This window comes from Sphingobium sp. JAI105 (assembly GCF_015752145.1).
GTDB classification, from domain to species: Bacteria; Pseudomonadota; Alphaproteobacteria; order Sphingomonadales; family Sphingomonadaceae; genus Sphingobium; species Sphingobium xenophagum.
Genome location: NZ_JADOUC010000001.1, coordinates 229,349 through 243,113 on the forward strand (window position 1 = coordinate 229,349; position 13,765 = coordinate 243,113).

A 13,765-nucleotide genomic window follows, 5' to 3' on the forward strand; every position below is an offset into this window, starting at 1 on the left:
GACAACAGATGTCGAACCGTAAAGTGATTGTCACCGTCGCGCCAACCGGCGGTATGGCTAAGAAGGCGCAGAACCCGAACCTGCCGACGCAGCCGGAGGAAATCGCAGAGTCGATCTTCAAGTCGTGGAAGGCTGGCGCATCCATCGCGGCCATTCACGCGCGTCGGCCGGACGATGAGGCAACCTGTAACGCTGGCATTTATCGCCGGATCAACGAGCTTGTGCGCGAGCGCACCAACATCATCACCAACAATTCCACGGGCGGCGGTGTCGACGGAGACATCATGGTCGAGCGCCCCGATGGTCTTTGGGAAGCGAATTTCGAAGAGCGTATCAAAGGGCTCGACGCTGGTGCCGAAATGGCGACGTTCGACGGCTTCACCGTTTGCGCCACGTTCAACGGACGCGACATGCTGGTGCCGACGAGCCCGTCGCAATGTGACCGCATGGCCGAAATCTTCACCGAGCGGCAGATCAAGCCGGAATGGGAAGTGTTCAACCCCGCACACATCATGCAGGATATGACCCGGTTGATTGCCAAGGGCTTCGACAAGCCTCCCTATTACGTCAACATCGTGCTTGGCGTGGATCGCGGCTTCCAGGGCGCGATGCCGTACAGCAATGACATCCTGTCGCAGATGGTCAAGCTTCTGCCGCCGCAGGCAATCTGGTGCGTGTCTGCAGTAGGTAATGCGCAGGTTCCCGCGACGACCCAGGCCTTGCTGCTCGGCGGACACGTCCGCGTCGGTCTCGAGGATAACCTGATGTATAGCAAGGGCGTCCATGCGACCAACGAGATGCAGGTAGAGCGACAGATCCGTATCATGAGCGAGCTCGGGATGGAGCCAGCTTCGCCAGGCGAGGCACGCGAGATGATCGGCCTGCCGGCGCGCAACTGATGACCCAGCAGCCGTTCCTTCCAATCGCATCCATTCGCACCGTCGGCCTCGCAGGAGCAGGTGCCGTGGGCTATGGCTGGGCAGCGTTGCTGCTCGCCAGAGGCTATTCGGTGCTGGCGAGCGACCCGGCAGCGGGTGCGGAGGAACGGCTTCGCTCGGCAGTCAACGAGCGTTGGCCCGCATTGGTAGCGATGGGCCTGGCAAAGGGAAGCCCTCCCGTCGAACGCCTTGCCTTTGCTGGCTCGCTTGCTGAGATGGCGGCGCGATCGGACCTGGTCCAGGAAAACGCGCCTGAGGATCCCGGCATCAAGAGCGGCATCGTCGCTGAGATTGATGCTCATCTTCCTGCCGACCGCCTGATACTTTCGAGCAGTGGCGGACTGCCGCCGACACAGTTACAGTCATATTGCCAAGCGCCGGAGCGACTCCTGGTCGGGCACCCGTTCCATCCAGCGCACATCATCCCTCTCGTTGAGGTCGTGCCAGGAGAGGCGACAGTTCCCCAAGCGGTTGATCTTGCCCTGTCGTTTTACAGGGACTTGGGCAAACGACCGATATTGGTGAAACGGGAGATGGTAGGTCACCTGGTAAACCGCCTCCAGTTCGCGCTGTTGCGAGAGGCGAGCTTTTGCCTTGCGGAGGGGGTCGCCAGCGCGAGCGATATCGATGGGGCTGTCCGATGGGGCTTGGGCGCCCGTTGGGCGCTGATGGGTAGTCTCATGACCTGGAACCTTGCTGGAGGTGAGGGGGGGCTGGAGAGCCTGCTCGATCGCTTTGCAGGTGATGTACAGCGCTGGTGGGATGCCCTGGCGTCCCCGAGCCTGACTCCGGAAGTTCGCCGAGCGCTGATCGAGGGTGCCGACGAATTGAAAATGAACATGTCAAACACAGAGTGGGCGGACTGGCGAGACAAGACGCTGATCGCGTTCGCGCGCTTTGGAGAGGATCACCCGTTCCCGGGAGACCCTAAGTCGGAAACGCCGCCACTGTCGCCCATGGCCGATCAGGCGAAGAGGATGATCCAGGAATGAATGATACCGAATATGGGCAGCAGGCTGCCATATTGTTGCGCCAGATCGAAGCGATCCCCAGCTATGGTGCCCTGAAGGCAGCTGTCGACGACGAGGAGGCAATCGCCTCGGATAGCCTGTCGATGATCCTTGAGGCAGCGGGGCGGTTCGCTGAAGAAGTGCTGTTCCCGGTCAACCGCAATGGTGACGCGGAGGGGTGCCGGATCGTCGATGGCAGGGTCAAGACGGCGACCGGTTACAAAGAGGCATGGACGCAGTTCGTTGAGCAGGGTTGGAACGCCGTCGATCAACCGGTCGAATATGGCGGTCAGGGATTGCCGTCGTTTGTGAACGTCGCGTGCCGGGAAATGTTTGATCGCGCGTGCATGGCTTTCGGCATGATTGCAGGTCCCCAGCGTGCGGCGACCCTCGTGTTGCAGGCATTCGCAGAGCCGGAATTGCGTGACGAATGGATCACCAAGTTCGTCGAAGGCAAGTGGTCTGCATCAATTGGCATCTCCGAGGCCGATGCGGGATCCGATGTGGGGCGAATCCGGACGCGCGCGACGCCGCTGGCCGATGGCAGCTGGCAGATCGATGGCGAAAAGATGTGGACCTCGTTCGGCGATAACGACATGGTCGAGCGGATCGGGTGCATGCTACTCGCACGCACTCCAGACGCGCCGCCGGGTACTGCAGGGCTAAGCCTCTTCCTTGTTCCTAATGTCGTACAGGGCACTGATGGCGGCTGGATTCCGAACGGCGTCTTCGTACGCCGGCTTGAGGAAAAGCTGGGACTGCATGGCTCGCCGACATGCGCGATGGGATTCGAGGGCGCGAAAGGTCAGTTGATCGGCACGATCAACCGCGGCGTGTCGCAGCTTTTTGTGATGATCCAAAACATGCGTGTCCTGGTCGCCATCGAAGGTGTCGGCATGGCTTATGGAGCTGCGAAGGTGGCTCACGGATATGCGCTGGAGCGGCGTCAGGGCGGCGATCCGCGCAAGCCGCCCGTCGCGATCTCGCAGCATGCCGAAATTCAACGCTTGCTTCTCAACATGCACAGCCGCGTGGAGGTTCTACGCGCGCTCGTGCTGGAGCAGGCTCTCCGGCTCGATCTGATGCCGTATCAGGCGGAAACCGAGCGTACGGAGTCGAATAACATCGTTCAGTGGCTGCTTCCGATTTTGAAGGCGTGCTGTTCTGAAGCCGGGTTTGACGTTCCCAACGACGCTATCCAGATTCTCGGTGGCGCAGGGTACACGCGTGAGTGGCCCGTCGAACAATGGCTGCGCGATGCCCGCATGATGTCTATTGCGGAGGGCGCCTCGGGCATCCAGGCTCTTGATCTCCTGCATCGGCGCTTGTGGCGGGACAATGGTGCGGGACTTGCCAGCTTCCTGGCCGCCGCGCGCGAAGAGGTCAGTGCAGGCAATGAAAGTTGGGCCGAGCCCGCCTTGATGGCTCTGGACCTCCTGCACCGCACTGCAGACAAACTCATCGCGATGAAAGAGACGCCGCTGGAAGCAGAGGCAGGCGCTACCGCTTTCCTGCGGCTGGCAATGCTTGCCGCCACCGGCTGGAGTGCAGTTCGGCTGGCGCGACTTTCCGGCGATCCGATCGCGGACCGGCTTTCAGCTGCCGGTCGTTATTGGCTTTCCGATCTTGAAGCGCGTTCGGAGCGTGAGCGGGCGGAAGTTTTACTGGGGGCAGGGCGACTCGCTCTGTTTGAAGCACTATGAATCAGACAATTCAGGAGAAGACCATGAGCGGGGCACAGGAAATCACCTTCCAGATCGAAGGCGACATCGCGTTGATTGGCATCGACCGCCCCTCCAAGCGCAACGCCATGCGCCAGGATATGTTTGAGCAGGTCGGCGAGTTTGTCGACCAGGCGCAGAAGGTCGCGAAGGTCGGGATCATCTTCGGGCATGGCGGGCATTTCTCGGCAGGGCTCGATCTGGGTGAGCACAAGGAGCGATCGCCCATCGACACATTGCACGCCTCGCGCGCGCAGGGTGCGATCATGAACAAGATGGAGCAGGGAAATATTCCCTGGATCGCGGCGCTCAGTGGCGCCACCATTGGAGCAGGTCTTGAGCTTGCTGCTTCCACACATATTCGCATTGCCGATGAAACGACGTTTTTCGCGCTGCCCGAAGGCAGGCGGGGCATCTATGTCGGCGGAGGCGCATCGGTGCGCGTCGCTCGGCTGATCTCGGCAGCGCGGATGATGGACATGATGCTCACCTCGCGTGTCATGAATGCTGCCGAGGCGGTGGCTGCAAATGCCGTGCAGTATATCGTGCCGGAGGGCAACTCACTGGCCAAGGCCCGTGAGATCGCGGGTCTGATTTCTGAGAACTCCTCGGTGTCGAACTATGCCATCATCAATACTTTAGCGCGTATTCAGGATATGAGCCATGATGATGGTCTGTTCGTCGAATCCATCATGGCGGCGCTCGTCCAGTCGAGTCCTGAAGCTCAGTCAGGACTAGCCGACTTCCTCGAAAAGCGCGCCCGTCGCCTCGACACGCCGCCGTCTCGCTGATCTGGAGTTGCAGACTATGGGCTCCACGCAAGCCATCAACTGGGATGAAGCAAAGGACTTTGGCGACGTCATAACGATGGCCGCCGAAGTTTTTGGTGAGAAGATTGCTTTCCGAGATCGCCATCGGGACATCAGCTTCTCTGAATTTCGGGCGGAGGCCAACGCGATAGCCGCTGCGCTGATCGAGCAGGGGCTCGTAGCCGGGGACCGTGTAGCCATCCTTGCATTGGGGCGCATCGAGTCCGCTGTCCTGCTGGCGCTCTGTACAGCGGGCCTTATCCCGGTTCCGTTGAACTCGCGATTGTCGTCAGCGGAGCTCGCCCGCCTGGTTCAGGACTGCAAACCTCGCGCCCTGTTCTACGAAAGCGCCTTTCAGGAGAGCATTGCCGCTATTGAAGAGGAGTTCGTGGATGGACCGCGAATGTTCGTCATCGATCCGCATGACGCGAGCCCGGGCAGTTATGCCGGTCTCGTGAACTTAGGAGCAGGCGTGGCGCCGGCAGGGGACCCTTCCGGTGACGATCCCTGCTGCCTGCTTTATACAAGTGGGACCACGGGTGCGCCAAAAGGAGTGCTCCTTCCTCACGCCGGTGCAGTCGCCAACTGTCGGGATATTGCGCGAGCCGCGTTCGACTTCACGCCTGACGACGTCACGTTGATGGCCATGCCGCTTTTTCATGTGGGTGGCATCTGGTACTATATGTTTCCCAGTTTTGCGTCCGGCTGCACGACTATTATCCGCGAACGCTTCGATCCGGATGATGTGGTTGCGTCTATGGCGGCCGAAGGGGTGACCAATATCCACATCGTGCCGACAATGCTTGGGGATATTCTGACTCGGCCGATGCTGGCAGAGGCAGCCGCGAAGTTGCGGTTGATCGTCTATGCTGGCTCGTCGATGCCGAGCGACCTGCTCCATCGTGCTATGCAGGCGCTACCGGCTTGCGAGTTTGCGCAGGCATATGGATCGACAGAGGGCGGCACGATCACGGCGCTGAGCCCGTCTGATCACCGCAAAGCGGTGATGGATCCGGTGTGGGCGCACCTGCTGCGTTCCTGCGGCCGTCCCATCGGCGATGTAGAAATTCGGATCGAACCGGAAGATGACCGTAGCTCCGAACCATTAGGCGAAATTCTTATCCACAGTTCCAAGCTGATGACGGGATACTGGCAGAGGCCGGAGGCGACCGCCGAGAAGCTAATAGACGGATGGCTCCAGACAGGTGACGTCGGCCATATAGACAAGCACGGCTACCTTTACATTGTCGACCGCAAGAACGACATGATCATCAGCGGTGGCGAAAACGTCTTTCCTTTCGAAGTGGAAGAAGTGCTTTGTTCGCATCCAGCTGTTGCAGAGGCCGCAGTTTTCGGCGTGGCTGACCCCCGCTGGGTTGAGCGGTTGGTTGGCGCGGTTGTCCTTCATTCGGCCCAGGTCGCCGAACCTGCAGAGATAATCGCTTTCGCCAGGCAGAGATTGGCGGGGTACAAAACACCGAAGTCGTTACTGATCCTGCCTTCGCTTCCCCGAAATGCTGTAGGAAAAATACTTCGTAAAGAACTACGATTAGAATACGCTGATCTAATATGAAACGACGCGCTCTAGGGTCAGGACTCGTTGATCAAAGCCAGAAGATGACGGTCGCGGCGAGGGCGATGGCGGAGAAGAAGGCGGTTGGGCACCGGTCGTAACGTGTAGCGACCCGCCGCCAGTCCTTGAGGCGTCCGAACATGATCTCGATGCGGTTGCGGCGTTTGTAGCGGCGCTTGTCGTATTTTACGGCTTTGTTCCGGGATTTCCGGCCCGTGACCTGCATCCCGGATCTTGGACCGTTTGGAGCTGGGAAATTCCAGTTATGAATGGAGGGCCAGGAGACGGAGTGATCGATGAAGAGGTCGAAGTTTTCGGAGGCGCAGATTGCCTTCGTTCTGAAGCAGGCTGAGGATGGGACATCGGTCGGCGAGGTGTGCCGCAAGGCAGGGATCAGCGAAGCGACGTTCTACAATTGGCGTAAGAAGTACGCAGGTCTGATGCCGTCGGAGATGAAGCGGTTGCGTCAGCTCGAGGAGGAAAATGCCAAGCTGAAACGCCTGGTGGCGGATGAGAACGGCGGTGGAATACTCGGCCACGGTAGCGGCGGGATAGGTCCGCTGCGGGCGGCGTAAAAGTCGTCCACCTTGAAGCCTTTCTGCTTGGCAGGGAGGACTGGGGATTTTCAGCGTGGAACTCTATCTGAAGGTACGTCTGGCTTGTGCGGAAGGGCTGAGCCAGCGGAGCGCTGCAAAGCGTTTCAATGTGTCGCGCGACACGGTGCGCAAGATGTTGTCTTACTCGTCGCCCCCGGGTTACCGGCGCCAGACGACGCCTGCCCGTCCAAAGCTGGACGGGTTCATCGCGACCATCGATGACTGGCTTGATGGGGACCGTGGCGTTCCGCGCAAGCAGCACCATACGGCGAAGCGGGTTTTCGACCGCCTGCGCCAAGAGCATGGGTTCACCGGCGGCTATACGATCATCAAGGATTACATCCGGGAGCGAGAGCAGCGCAGCCGGGAGATGTTCGTGCCGCTGGCCCACCCGGCGGGCGATGCGCAGGCCGATTTCGGGGAAGCGTTGGTGGAGATTGGCGGGGTTACGCAGAAGGCGCACTTCTTCGTGCTGGATCTGCCGCACAGTGACGGGTGCTACGTCCGGGCGTATCCGGCTGCCGTGGCCGAAGCCTGGGTCGACGGTCACGTCCATGCTTTCGCCTTTTTCGGCGCGGTACCCCGCTCAATCGTCTACGATAACGACCGCTGCCTGGTGGCGAAGATCCTGCCCGACGGTACGCGCAAGCGCGCATCGCTGTTCAGCGGGTTCCTGTCTCATTACCTGATCCGCGATCGCTACGCGCGCCCAGGCAAGGGGAACGAGAAAGGCAATGTGGAAGGGCTGGTCGGCTATTGCCGGCGCAACTTCATGGTGCCGATCCCGAAGTTTGAGACCTGGGAGGCGTTCAACCTGTGGCTCGAGGAGCAGTGCCGCAAACGCCAGAGCGACAAGCTGCGCGGGGAGAGCGAGACGATCGGCGAACGCCTGGTGCGTGATCTGGCCGCGATGCAGCCCCTTCCAGCTTCGCCCTTCGAGGCTTGCGACCAGACCAGCGGACGTGTCTCGTCACAGTCCCTGGTGCGTTACAAGACCAACGACTACTCGGTGCCGGTGGCTTGGGGGCATCAGGAAGTCTGGGTCCGGGGTTATGTCGATGAGGTGGTGATCGGCTGCCGCAGCGAGGTCATCGCCCGGCATCCTCGTTGCTGGCAGCGCGAGGAGGTCATCTTCCAAGCACTCCATTATCTCCCGCTGATCGAGCAAAAGATCAATGCGCTGGATCAGGCGGCGCCGCTACAGGGATGGCAATTACCCGAGGTGTTCGAGACGCTGCGCCGATTGATGGAAGCGCGCATGCACAAGCACGGCAAGCGCGAGTATGTGCAGGTGCTGCGCCTGCTGGAGAGCTTCGATATCGCCGATCTCCAGGCGGCCGTTGAGCACGCCGTCGATCTGGGCGCCATCAGCTTCGATGCCGTCAAGCACCTGGTCCTGTGCCGGGTGGAGCGTATACCGCCCAGGCTGGACCTGGACATCTATCCCTTCCTCCCCAGGGCAAAGGTCGAGAAGACTATTGCCAGAGCCTATCTGACCCTGCTGTCTGACGGGCAGAAGGCAGCATGAGCGGCCAGCCTCCCGAGATCCTGCTCGCCCACCATCTCAAGGCGCTCAAGCTGCCCACCTGCCTTCGTGAGCATGAGAAGCTGGCCCGGCAATGCGCCGCCGAAGGCGTCGACCATATCCGCTTCCTCGCCCGGCTCATCGAGATGGAGATGATCGACAGGGAGCGTCGCATGGTGGAGCGGCGCATCAAGGCGGCGCGCTTCCCCGCCGTCAAAAGCCTCGACAGCTTCGACTTCACCGCCATCCCCAGGCTCAACAAAATGCAGGTGCTCGAGATGGCGCGATGCGAATGGATCGAGCGCCGTGAGAACGGCATCGCTCTGGGTCCATCGGGCACGGGCAAAACGCATATCGCTATTGGGCTCGGATTGGCAGCATGCCAGAAGGGGCTGTCCGTCGGCTTCACCACTGCGGCCGCCCTGGTCAGCGAGATGATGGAGGCCCGTGACGAGCGACGCCTCCTGCGCTTCCAGAAACAGATGGCGGGATACAAGCTGCTCATCATCGACGAACTCGGCTTCGTGCCACTCTCCAAAACCGGCGCTGAATTGCTGTTCGAGCTGATCTCACAGCGCTACGAACGCGGCTCGACTTTCATCACCAGCAACCTGCCCTTTGACGAATGGACCGAGACCTTCGGATCCGAGCGTCTTACCGGCGCGCTGCTGGACCGGCTAACCCATCACGTCAGCATTCTGGAGATGAATGGCGAGAGCTACCGTCTCGCCCATAGCCGCGCCCGCAAGGCCAAAAGCAACCCCTGAAAATCAGGCCAACGCCCGGGGGAGTGGCCCTCGGGCTACGCCCTCACGCCACTCCCCCGGGCGCGCGCCACAATGGCCTGGTTTTACTCCGCCCCGTGGCCGACTTTTGCGCCGCCGTTGACAGGCTGGTCCGGGGTTGCTTTCTTGCTCCGGGGTTTGCGCGTCGATTTCAGCGGCTGTGCTGCCGGTTCGCTCGCGGGGCTATGTCTCGGCTTGCGTCCAAGTCCGATTTTATGAGCGAGTGTTCGCCGCTGCTGGGCATAGGACGCAGCCACCATCGGATAATCCCTCGGCAGGTCGAAAGCCTCCCGATAGGTTTCGGGCGTATAGCCGTTGAGCGAGAGATGCCGCTTGAGCATCTTATAGGCTTTGCCGTCGATCATGCTGACGAGGTGATCGGGCTTGATCGACGCGCGGATGGAAACGGCGCCCTTGGACTTTTCGTCCTCGGGCGCAGTCGGAGCGCCCAAAGCGCTCAGCGCACCATAGACAGCTTCGATCAGGCCCGGAACGTCGCTGGCCGATACGCGGTTGTGGCTGACATGCGCGGATATGATTTCGGCGGTGAGGGTGATCAGCATTTCGGTTTCAGCGGCCACAAGTGTCTCCATTTGGGAGTCGCTCGTAACGGCAACGCAGGCAAGGCGCCATCTTCATGATGCCTGTCTTTCTGTCTGAACAGGTCAGGTCGACACGCATAAGGGGTTTGGTCTCAGGGGAGGGCTGTCAAGCTGCTCTCTGTTATCATGCTGGACCGCTATTGTTGGCGTGAGGCAGGGCCGTGGCGATACTGTTCTCAAGGGGCGCCTCCGGCCGTTGGCCGCATCGCGCTCTGCTCCGCCGCTAGAGGGCGGCTCCGTCGAGCCGGCTGTGCCGTCTCGATCCTGGCGGACGACGATCGCTGGCGCAGGAATTAGGGGTTGGACGGCGTGTTCGGGCGGGCGGCGACTTGGTCGATGGGACCGGATTGACAGCTACGCTAAGGAATCGCGCTAATGCGCGATGGGTCATCTTGGAGCCGGTGATCGCCTCGCGCCCTGCGCCGTCTCCCAGCGTCCCTGGCGTGCCGCACCGATTTTCAGCGGAAAGAATTGCGTCGGAAGCAAGCTTCGCTAGGCGAAATCGGGCCGGCTTTGTGTCGGTCGCCAGCGGCTGCGCCGGCCCGATTTCACCAAGCTGCGCATAAACCTTCCTCCCGTGCTTCTTGCCGCCAAGAAATCGGCACGGCCCTTGGGACCCTGCGAGGACGGCTCCGGGTGCGATGGGATCAGGGGGGGGCTCCGCTCCCGATTCCAGTCGAAGCGGGATCGCCCGCGTCACGCGGCCGATGCGTCTTCGTTCTTTGCTGGGCCGCTGGTCGCGGCCCCTGGCTGATGCTCGGACTCACCAGGTGCGATGGGTTTCTGTCAAGAAAACAATATATTATCTCGAATACCGGTAATACTGTATAAGTATAACTGTCAGAGGGAATGAGGAAATTCCTATGGCAAGACAGTCAAATTGCAATATTGGAGCCATTGTCATGAATATCGGAGAACTTGTTCGCAGCGATGCAGGCACCGTCACCGGTTACATCGCCGAGGCCAGCTTTGATTTCGATGCCATCTTTCTTGAAAAGGTCGCATCGGACAATCCCCGCGCCCCGCTCTTCAACATGATGACCAAGAGCCCACGTGGGCGCGACGTGCGTCTGGGGTCGATCTGGGAACGCGCCGCCAAGGAGACCGGCGAAGTCTATTTCAGCGGTTATATCGATACCGCCAAGTCCGGCTTCGTACCGATCCGCCTCTTCCGCTCGCGCCAGAATGAGGGCGTGTGGAACGTCGTGCGCCAAACGGCCCGGCGGCGGAGCAGGGAGGCAGAGGATATTCGCTTGCCCGAACAGGGGGAGCCGGGCGGGAGTGGTTATCACTTTGCCGACAATACCGACTGATATGCTTGCGGGGAGCGCCATGCTCCCCCGCCTTTCCTGACATCGCAAGAAGGAGCCTTTGCCATGACGAAGGAAGCTGCGCGTCGCGCGCGCGGTGGCGATCCGCCGCGTGCTCGCGACATCTACGCCGACACGACCGCGAAGATCATCGCCGGGCTTGAGCAAGGTTGTGCGCCTTGGGTGCAGCCATGGGATAGTAGCGTCTGCGCGGGACCGGGCCTTCCGGTCAATGCGCTGACCCGCCGTCGCTACTCCGGCATGAATATTCTCTTGCTGTGGGGCGCGGCGATCGCGGGCGGCTTTGCGTCCCAAAGCTGGCTCACGTTCAAGCAGGCGATCGAGGCGGGCGGTCATGTCCGCAAGGGCGAGAAGGGCACGACCGTTGTCTTTGCCGACCGTTTCATTCCCGAAGTGGAGAAGGCGCGCGCCGCGCAAACCGGTGAGGACGCCCGCGCGATTCCCTTCCTCAAAACCTATACTTTGTTCAATCTTGCGCAGTGCGAGGGCTTGCATCCTGGCCTTGGGGAGGGGCCAGTGCCGCTGCCGCCGCGCGAGATCATCCCCCATGCCGAGGCGCTGATCGTGGCGACGGGCGCGGACTTTCGCATCGGCGGCGACAAGGCCTATTATGCGCCGGGACCGGACTATATTCAGGTGCCGCCGCAGTCTGCCTTCCGCGAACAGATCAACTATTACCGGACCTGTTTCCATGAACTTGGCCATTATGCCGAGCTCCGAGTTATGCCGCATGGCCTTTCAGAATGGTGATTTTCCGTGGGTTAGCCATGCGGCGGTTCGGCATAATCAGAGGGCCTCGAGCCAGGCGAGAAGCTCGTCGTCAGGGCGGAACCTGCCGGGTCGAGTTTCTGGCGCAGCAACACTGGCCAGTGCCTTTTCCTTCAGCCGCATGTCCGCATGGATATAGATTTGCGTCGTCTCGACGGATTCATGACCGAGCCAGAGCGCAATGACCGACTGATCAACGCCATGGTGAAGCAGTTCCATAGCGGTGCTGTGGCGCAGGGTATGCGGGGTCACCCGCTTACTGGCGAGGCTTGGGCAGGAGCGCGCGGCGATCAGACAATGTTTGCGGACCAGATGTTCGAGGGCATCACGCGAGAGTGGTTCGCCACGGATGGAAGGGAACAGCGGCCCATCATCATCGCTGCGCCATTCTTTCAACCAGTTCTGCAGGACCTTGGCGGTATCCCGACGAAGCGGCGTGCAACGTTCCTTGCGACCTTTGCCCAGACAGCGGACGTGCGCACCGGTGCCGAGGACGACATCCCTGCGGCGCAGACCGGTCAGTTCCGATGCCCGCAGGCCTGTTTGCAGGGCGACCAGCAGCAGGATGTGATCACGCCGACCGGTCCAGGTCGAACGGTCGGGCGCGGCCAGCAAAGCCGCGATCTCGGGTCCGTCGAGGAACGTGATGCTTCTCGTCACATAGCGCTTGTCAGGCAGAGCGAGGATTCTCTGGCAGTGCAGCAGCCACTCCGGCTCGTTCATGGCCACGTAGCGGAAGAAGGACCGGATGGCGGCAAGCCGCGTATTGCGGCTTCGCGCGCCATTGCCTCGCGCTGTTTCGATATGGATGAGGAAGTCGCCGATCACGTCGGCATCAAGATCGGCGATGCCGAGGCCCGTCGGCGGCTTTCCCGATCGTGCGGCAGCAAAGCGAACCAGAAGCCGGAACGTATCGCGGTATCCCGCGATCGTGTGGCGGCTTGCCTCCATCTGCGTGCAAAGCCGGTCGGTGAAGAAGCGCTGGAGCAGCGCCGGGAACGTCATGCCGGTCATGAGCATATCTCCCGATCATGAGGATCGGTGATCCTGGCTGACGCCAGGTCCAGCAGTTCTGGAACGGCCTCGATATACCGGTAGGTGTGATCGGGATTGGCGTGACCAAGCCATGTGGTCAGCTTGATCATTTCCCGGGCAGGATCCTTGCCGGAACTGTACCAGTCGATCATCGTTCGCGCAGCGAAGCTGTGCCGCAGGTCGTGAATGCGGGGACCACGACCGTGGCGTCCCTCGGTCTGAGGTTCGCGCAGGCCAATGCGTTGGCACACATGTGCAAAGTTGTAGCGCGCGCCGCAATCGCCGAGCCTGCTTCCATCGTATTTGACGAAGAACGGAACCGATGCGCGCCCCAGCAACCGATCCCTCTGGGCAACATAGGCGCGCAGTCGATCGAGAACAGTGTCGTGGACGGGGAGCAGGCGCTCCTTGCCAAGCTTGCCGCATCGGATGTGAACGATACCGGTATCGAGATCCACATCGCCGGTATCGAGGCTCAGCGCCTCATTGATCCGCATGCCCGTCACCGCGATCAACCCGAACAGGGTCGAACAGGTCAGGCCGCGCATGCCATAGATTGACGGCAGCTGCTCCGCCTCTTCGACGATGGCAACGATCTGCGCCGGGGTGAAGATATAGGGATGTGTTCTGCAATAGCGGTAAGGGACCAGCCCACGGGGAAGCACTTCATGGGCAGCGTCCATGCCATGAAGCCACTGGCTGAACAGGCGTACCATGATGAAGCGAGCGCCCCATGTCGATCGTCTGGCGTTGCCGAACGCTCCCTGCCAGCGCAGGAACAGGTCGGTCGTGACATGATCGACGCCCTGCTCATCGGCATATTGCACGAAGCGGCGCAGCGCCCTTTCGGCTGTGCCCAGATCATATCCGAGGCTGCGCCTAACGCTGAGATAGCGGTCAAGTTCATGAACGAGAGTCATTGTGCCTCTCCCGCTACCGGCCACGGTTTTGCGATCGAGCGCAGGCCGTCGATATCCAGCTTCGCATAGATCATCGTCGAAGCGCGCGATCTGTGGCGCAACATGTCGCCGATTTCGGCAAGTGAGGCGCCGTTGCGCACCATGTTCGTCGC

13 protein-coding genes and 2 pseudogenes are annotated in these 13,765 nt (G+C 61.0%); 10 read left to right on the plus strand and 5 right to left on the minus strand.

Annotated features, from left to right (window positions below):
* The first annotated feature begins 8 nt into the window (after positions 1–8).
* The 5 genes from IWY39_RS00955 to IWY39_RS00975 are packed head-to-tail and all read left to right on the plus strand — an operon-like array spanning position 9 to position 6,051.
* Positions 9–899: a 3-keto-5-aminohexanoate cleavage protein gene (locus IWY39_RS00955; RefSeq protein ID WP_107126527.1), complete on the plus strand. Its 891-nt coding sequence runs from the start codon at positions 9–11 to the stop codon at positions 897–899.
* Positions 899–1,930 carry a 3-hydroxyacyl-CoA dehydrogenase NAD-binding domain-containing protein gene (locus tag IWY39_RS00960; RefSeq protein WP_107126528.1) on the plus strand — a complete coding sequence of 344 codons (1,032 nt, stop codon included), beginning with the start codon at positions 899–901 and terminating at the stop codon, positions 1,928–1,930. The genes IWY39_RS00955 and IWY39_RS00960 overlap by 1 nt, the downstream gene beginning before the upstream one ends.
* Positions 1,927–3,651, plus strand: coding sequence for an acyl-CoA dehydrogenase family protein (locus IWY39_RS00965; RefSeq protein WP_107126529.1), 1,725 nt, complete (start codon positions 1,927–1,929; stop codon positions 3,649–3,651). Before IWY39_RS00960 ends, IWY39_RS00965 begins: the two co-directional genes overlap by 4 nt.
* Positions 3,648–4,460 carry a crotonase/enoyl-CoA hydratase family protein gene (locus IWY39_RS00970; protein WP_196871305.1) on the plus strand — a complete coding sequence of 271 codons (813 nt, stop codon included), beginning with the start codon at positions 3,648–3,650 and terminating at the stop codon, positions 4,458–4,460. Before IWY39_RS00965 ends, IWY39_RS00970 begins: the two co-directional genes overlap by 4 nt.
* A gap of 16 nt (positions 4,461–4,476) precedes the next feature.
* Positions 4,477–6,051, plus strand: a complete 1,575-nt coding sequence (locus tag IWY39_RS00975) for a class I adenylate-forming enzyme family protein (protein WP_107126530.1) — start codon at positions 4,477–4,479, stop codon at positions 6,049–6,051.
* Between the two features lie 31 nt (positions 6,052–6,082).
* Here the strand turns inward: IWY39_RS00975 and IWY39_RS00980 are convergent.
* Positions 6,083–6,271, minus strand: a pseudogene (locus IWY39_RS00980) (transposase); the annotation flags it as partial.
* A gap of 76 nt (positions 6,272–6,347) precedes the next feature.
* On the opposite strand from IWY39_RS00980, the pseudogene IWY39_RS00985 reads away from it, so the two are divergent.
* From IWY39_RS00985 to istB, 3 genes and pseudogenes are all read left to right on the plus strand, one after another.
* Positions 6,348–6,563 (plus strand): annotated as a pseudogene (locus IWY39_RS00985) (transposase); the annotation flags it as partial.
* 118 nt (positions 6,564–6,681) lie between these two features.
* Positions 6,682–8,175, plus strand: coding sequence for an IS21 family transposase (istA, locus tag IWY39_RS00990; RefSeq protein ID WP_196871306.1), 1,494 nt, complete (start codon positions 6,682–6,684; stop codon positions 8,173–8,175).
* A complete protein-coding gene (istB, locus tag IWY39_RS00995) occupies positions 8,172–8,939 on the plus strand; it encodes an IS21-like element ISSsp5 family helper ATPase IstB (protein ID WP_145170006.1) in 768 nt (255 codons plus the stop codon). Before istA ends, istB begins: the two co-directional genes overlap by 4 nt.
* An 83-nt stretch (positions 8,940–9,022) precedes the next feature.
* On the opposite strand, the gene IWY39_RS01000 is transcribed toward istB, so the two are convergent.
* Positions 9,023–9,538 carry a MucR family transcriptional regulator gene (locus IWY39_RS01000; RefSeq protein WP_315898405.1) on the minus strand — a complete coding sequence of 172 codons (516 nt, stop codon included), beginning with the start codon at positions 9,536–9,538 and terminating at the stop codon, positions 9,023–9,025.
* A gap of 923 nt (positions 9,539–10,461) precedes the next feature.
* Here IWY39_RS01000 and IWY39_RS01005 point away from each other — a divergent pair.
* Positions 10,462–10,872: a DUF736 family protein gene (locus IWY39_RS01005; RefSeq protein WP_181316590.1), complete on the plus strand. Its 411-nt coding sequence runs from the start codon at positions 10,462–10,464 to the stop codon at positions 10,870–10,872.
* A 63-nt stretch (positions 10,873–10,935) separates the two neighbouring features.
* On the plus strand, positions 10,936–11,640 hold the full coding sequence (locus IWY39_RS01010) for an ArdC family protein (protein ID WP_107123780.1): 705 nt from the start codon (positions 10,936–10,938) through the stop codon (positions 11,638–11,640).
* A 36-nt stretch (positions 11,641–11,676) separates the two neighbouring features.
* On the opposite strand, the gene IWY39_RS01015 is transcribed toward IWY39_RS01010, so the two are convergent.
* The 3 genes from IWY39_RS01015 to IWY39_RS01025 are packed head-to-tail and all read right to left on the minus strand — an operon-like array spanning position 11,677 to position 13,756.
* Positions 11,677–12,672, minus strand: coding sequence for a site-specific integrase (locus IWY39_RS01015; protein WP_107123781.1), 996 nt, complete (start codon positions 12,670–12,672; stop codon positions 11,677–11,679).
* Positions 12,669–13,613, minus strand: a complete 945-nt coding sequence (locus tag IWY39_RS01020; RefSeq protein WP_107123782.1) for a tyrosine-type recombinase/integrase — start codon at positions 13,611–13,613, stop codon at positions 12,669–12,671. The genes IWY39_RS01015 and IWY39_RS01020 overlap by 4 nt, the downstream gene beginning before the upstream one ends.
* Entirely contained in the window at positions 13,610–13,756 is a 147-nt protein-coding gene (locus IWY39_RS01025) for a hypothetical protein (RefSeq protein WP_229380579.1), read from the minus strand. Before IWY39_RS01025 ends, IWY39_RS01020 begins: the two co-directional genes overlap by 4 nt.
* Positions 13,757–13,765 lie beyond the last annotated feature (9 nt).

Excerpts from the sequence above, each read along its gene's own strand:
- IWY39_RS00955 (WP_107126527.1), top strand. The coding sequence starts at position 9 with ATGTCGAACCGTAAAGTGATTGTCACCGTCGCGCCAACCGGCGGTATG.
- IWY39_RS00960 (WP_107126528.1), top strand. The coding sequence starts at position 899 with ATGACCCAGCAGCCGTTCCTTCCAATCGCATCCATTCGCACCGTCGGC.
- IWY39_RS00965 (WP_107126529.1), top strand. The coding sequence starts at position 1,927 with ATGAATGATACCGAATATGGGCAGCAGGCTGCCATATTGTTGCGCCAG.
- IWY39_RS00970 (WP_196871305.1), top strand. The coding sequence starts at position 3,648 with ATGAATCAGACAATTCAGGAGAAGACCATGAGCGGGGCACAGGAAATC.
- IWY39_RS00975 (WP_107126530.1), top strand. The coding sequence starts at position 4,477 with ATGGGCTCCACGCAAGCCATCAACTGGGATGAAGCAAAGGACTTTGGC.
- istB (WP_145170006.1), top strand. The coding sequence starts at position 8,172 with ATGAGCGGCCAGCCTCCCGAGATCCTGCTCGCCCACCATCTCAAGGCG.
- IWY39_RS01005 (WP_181316590.1), top strand. The coding sequence starts at position 10,462 with ATGAATATCGGAGAACTTGTTCGCAGCGATGCAGGCACCGTCACCGGT.
- IWY39_RS01010 (WP_107123780.1), top strand. The coding sequence starts at position 10,936 with ATGACGAAGGAAGCTGCGCGTCGCGCGCGCGGTGGCGATCCGCCGCGT.
- IWY39_RS01015 (WP_107123781.1), bottom strand. The coding sequence starts at position 12,672 with ATGACCGGCATGACGTTCCCGGCGCTGCTCCAGCGCTTCTTCACCGAC.
- IWY39_RS01020 (WP_107123782.1), bottom strand. The coding sequence starts at position 13,613 with ATGACTCTCGTTCATGAACTTGACCGCTATCTCAGCGTTAGGCGCAGC.
- IWY39_RS01025 (WP_229380579.1), bottom strand. The coding sequence starts at position 13,756 with ATGGTGCGCAACGGCGCCTCACTTGCCGAAATCGGCGACATGTTGCGC.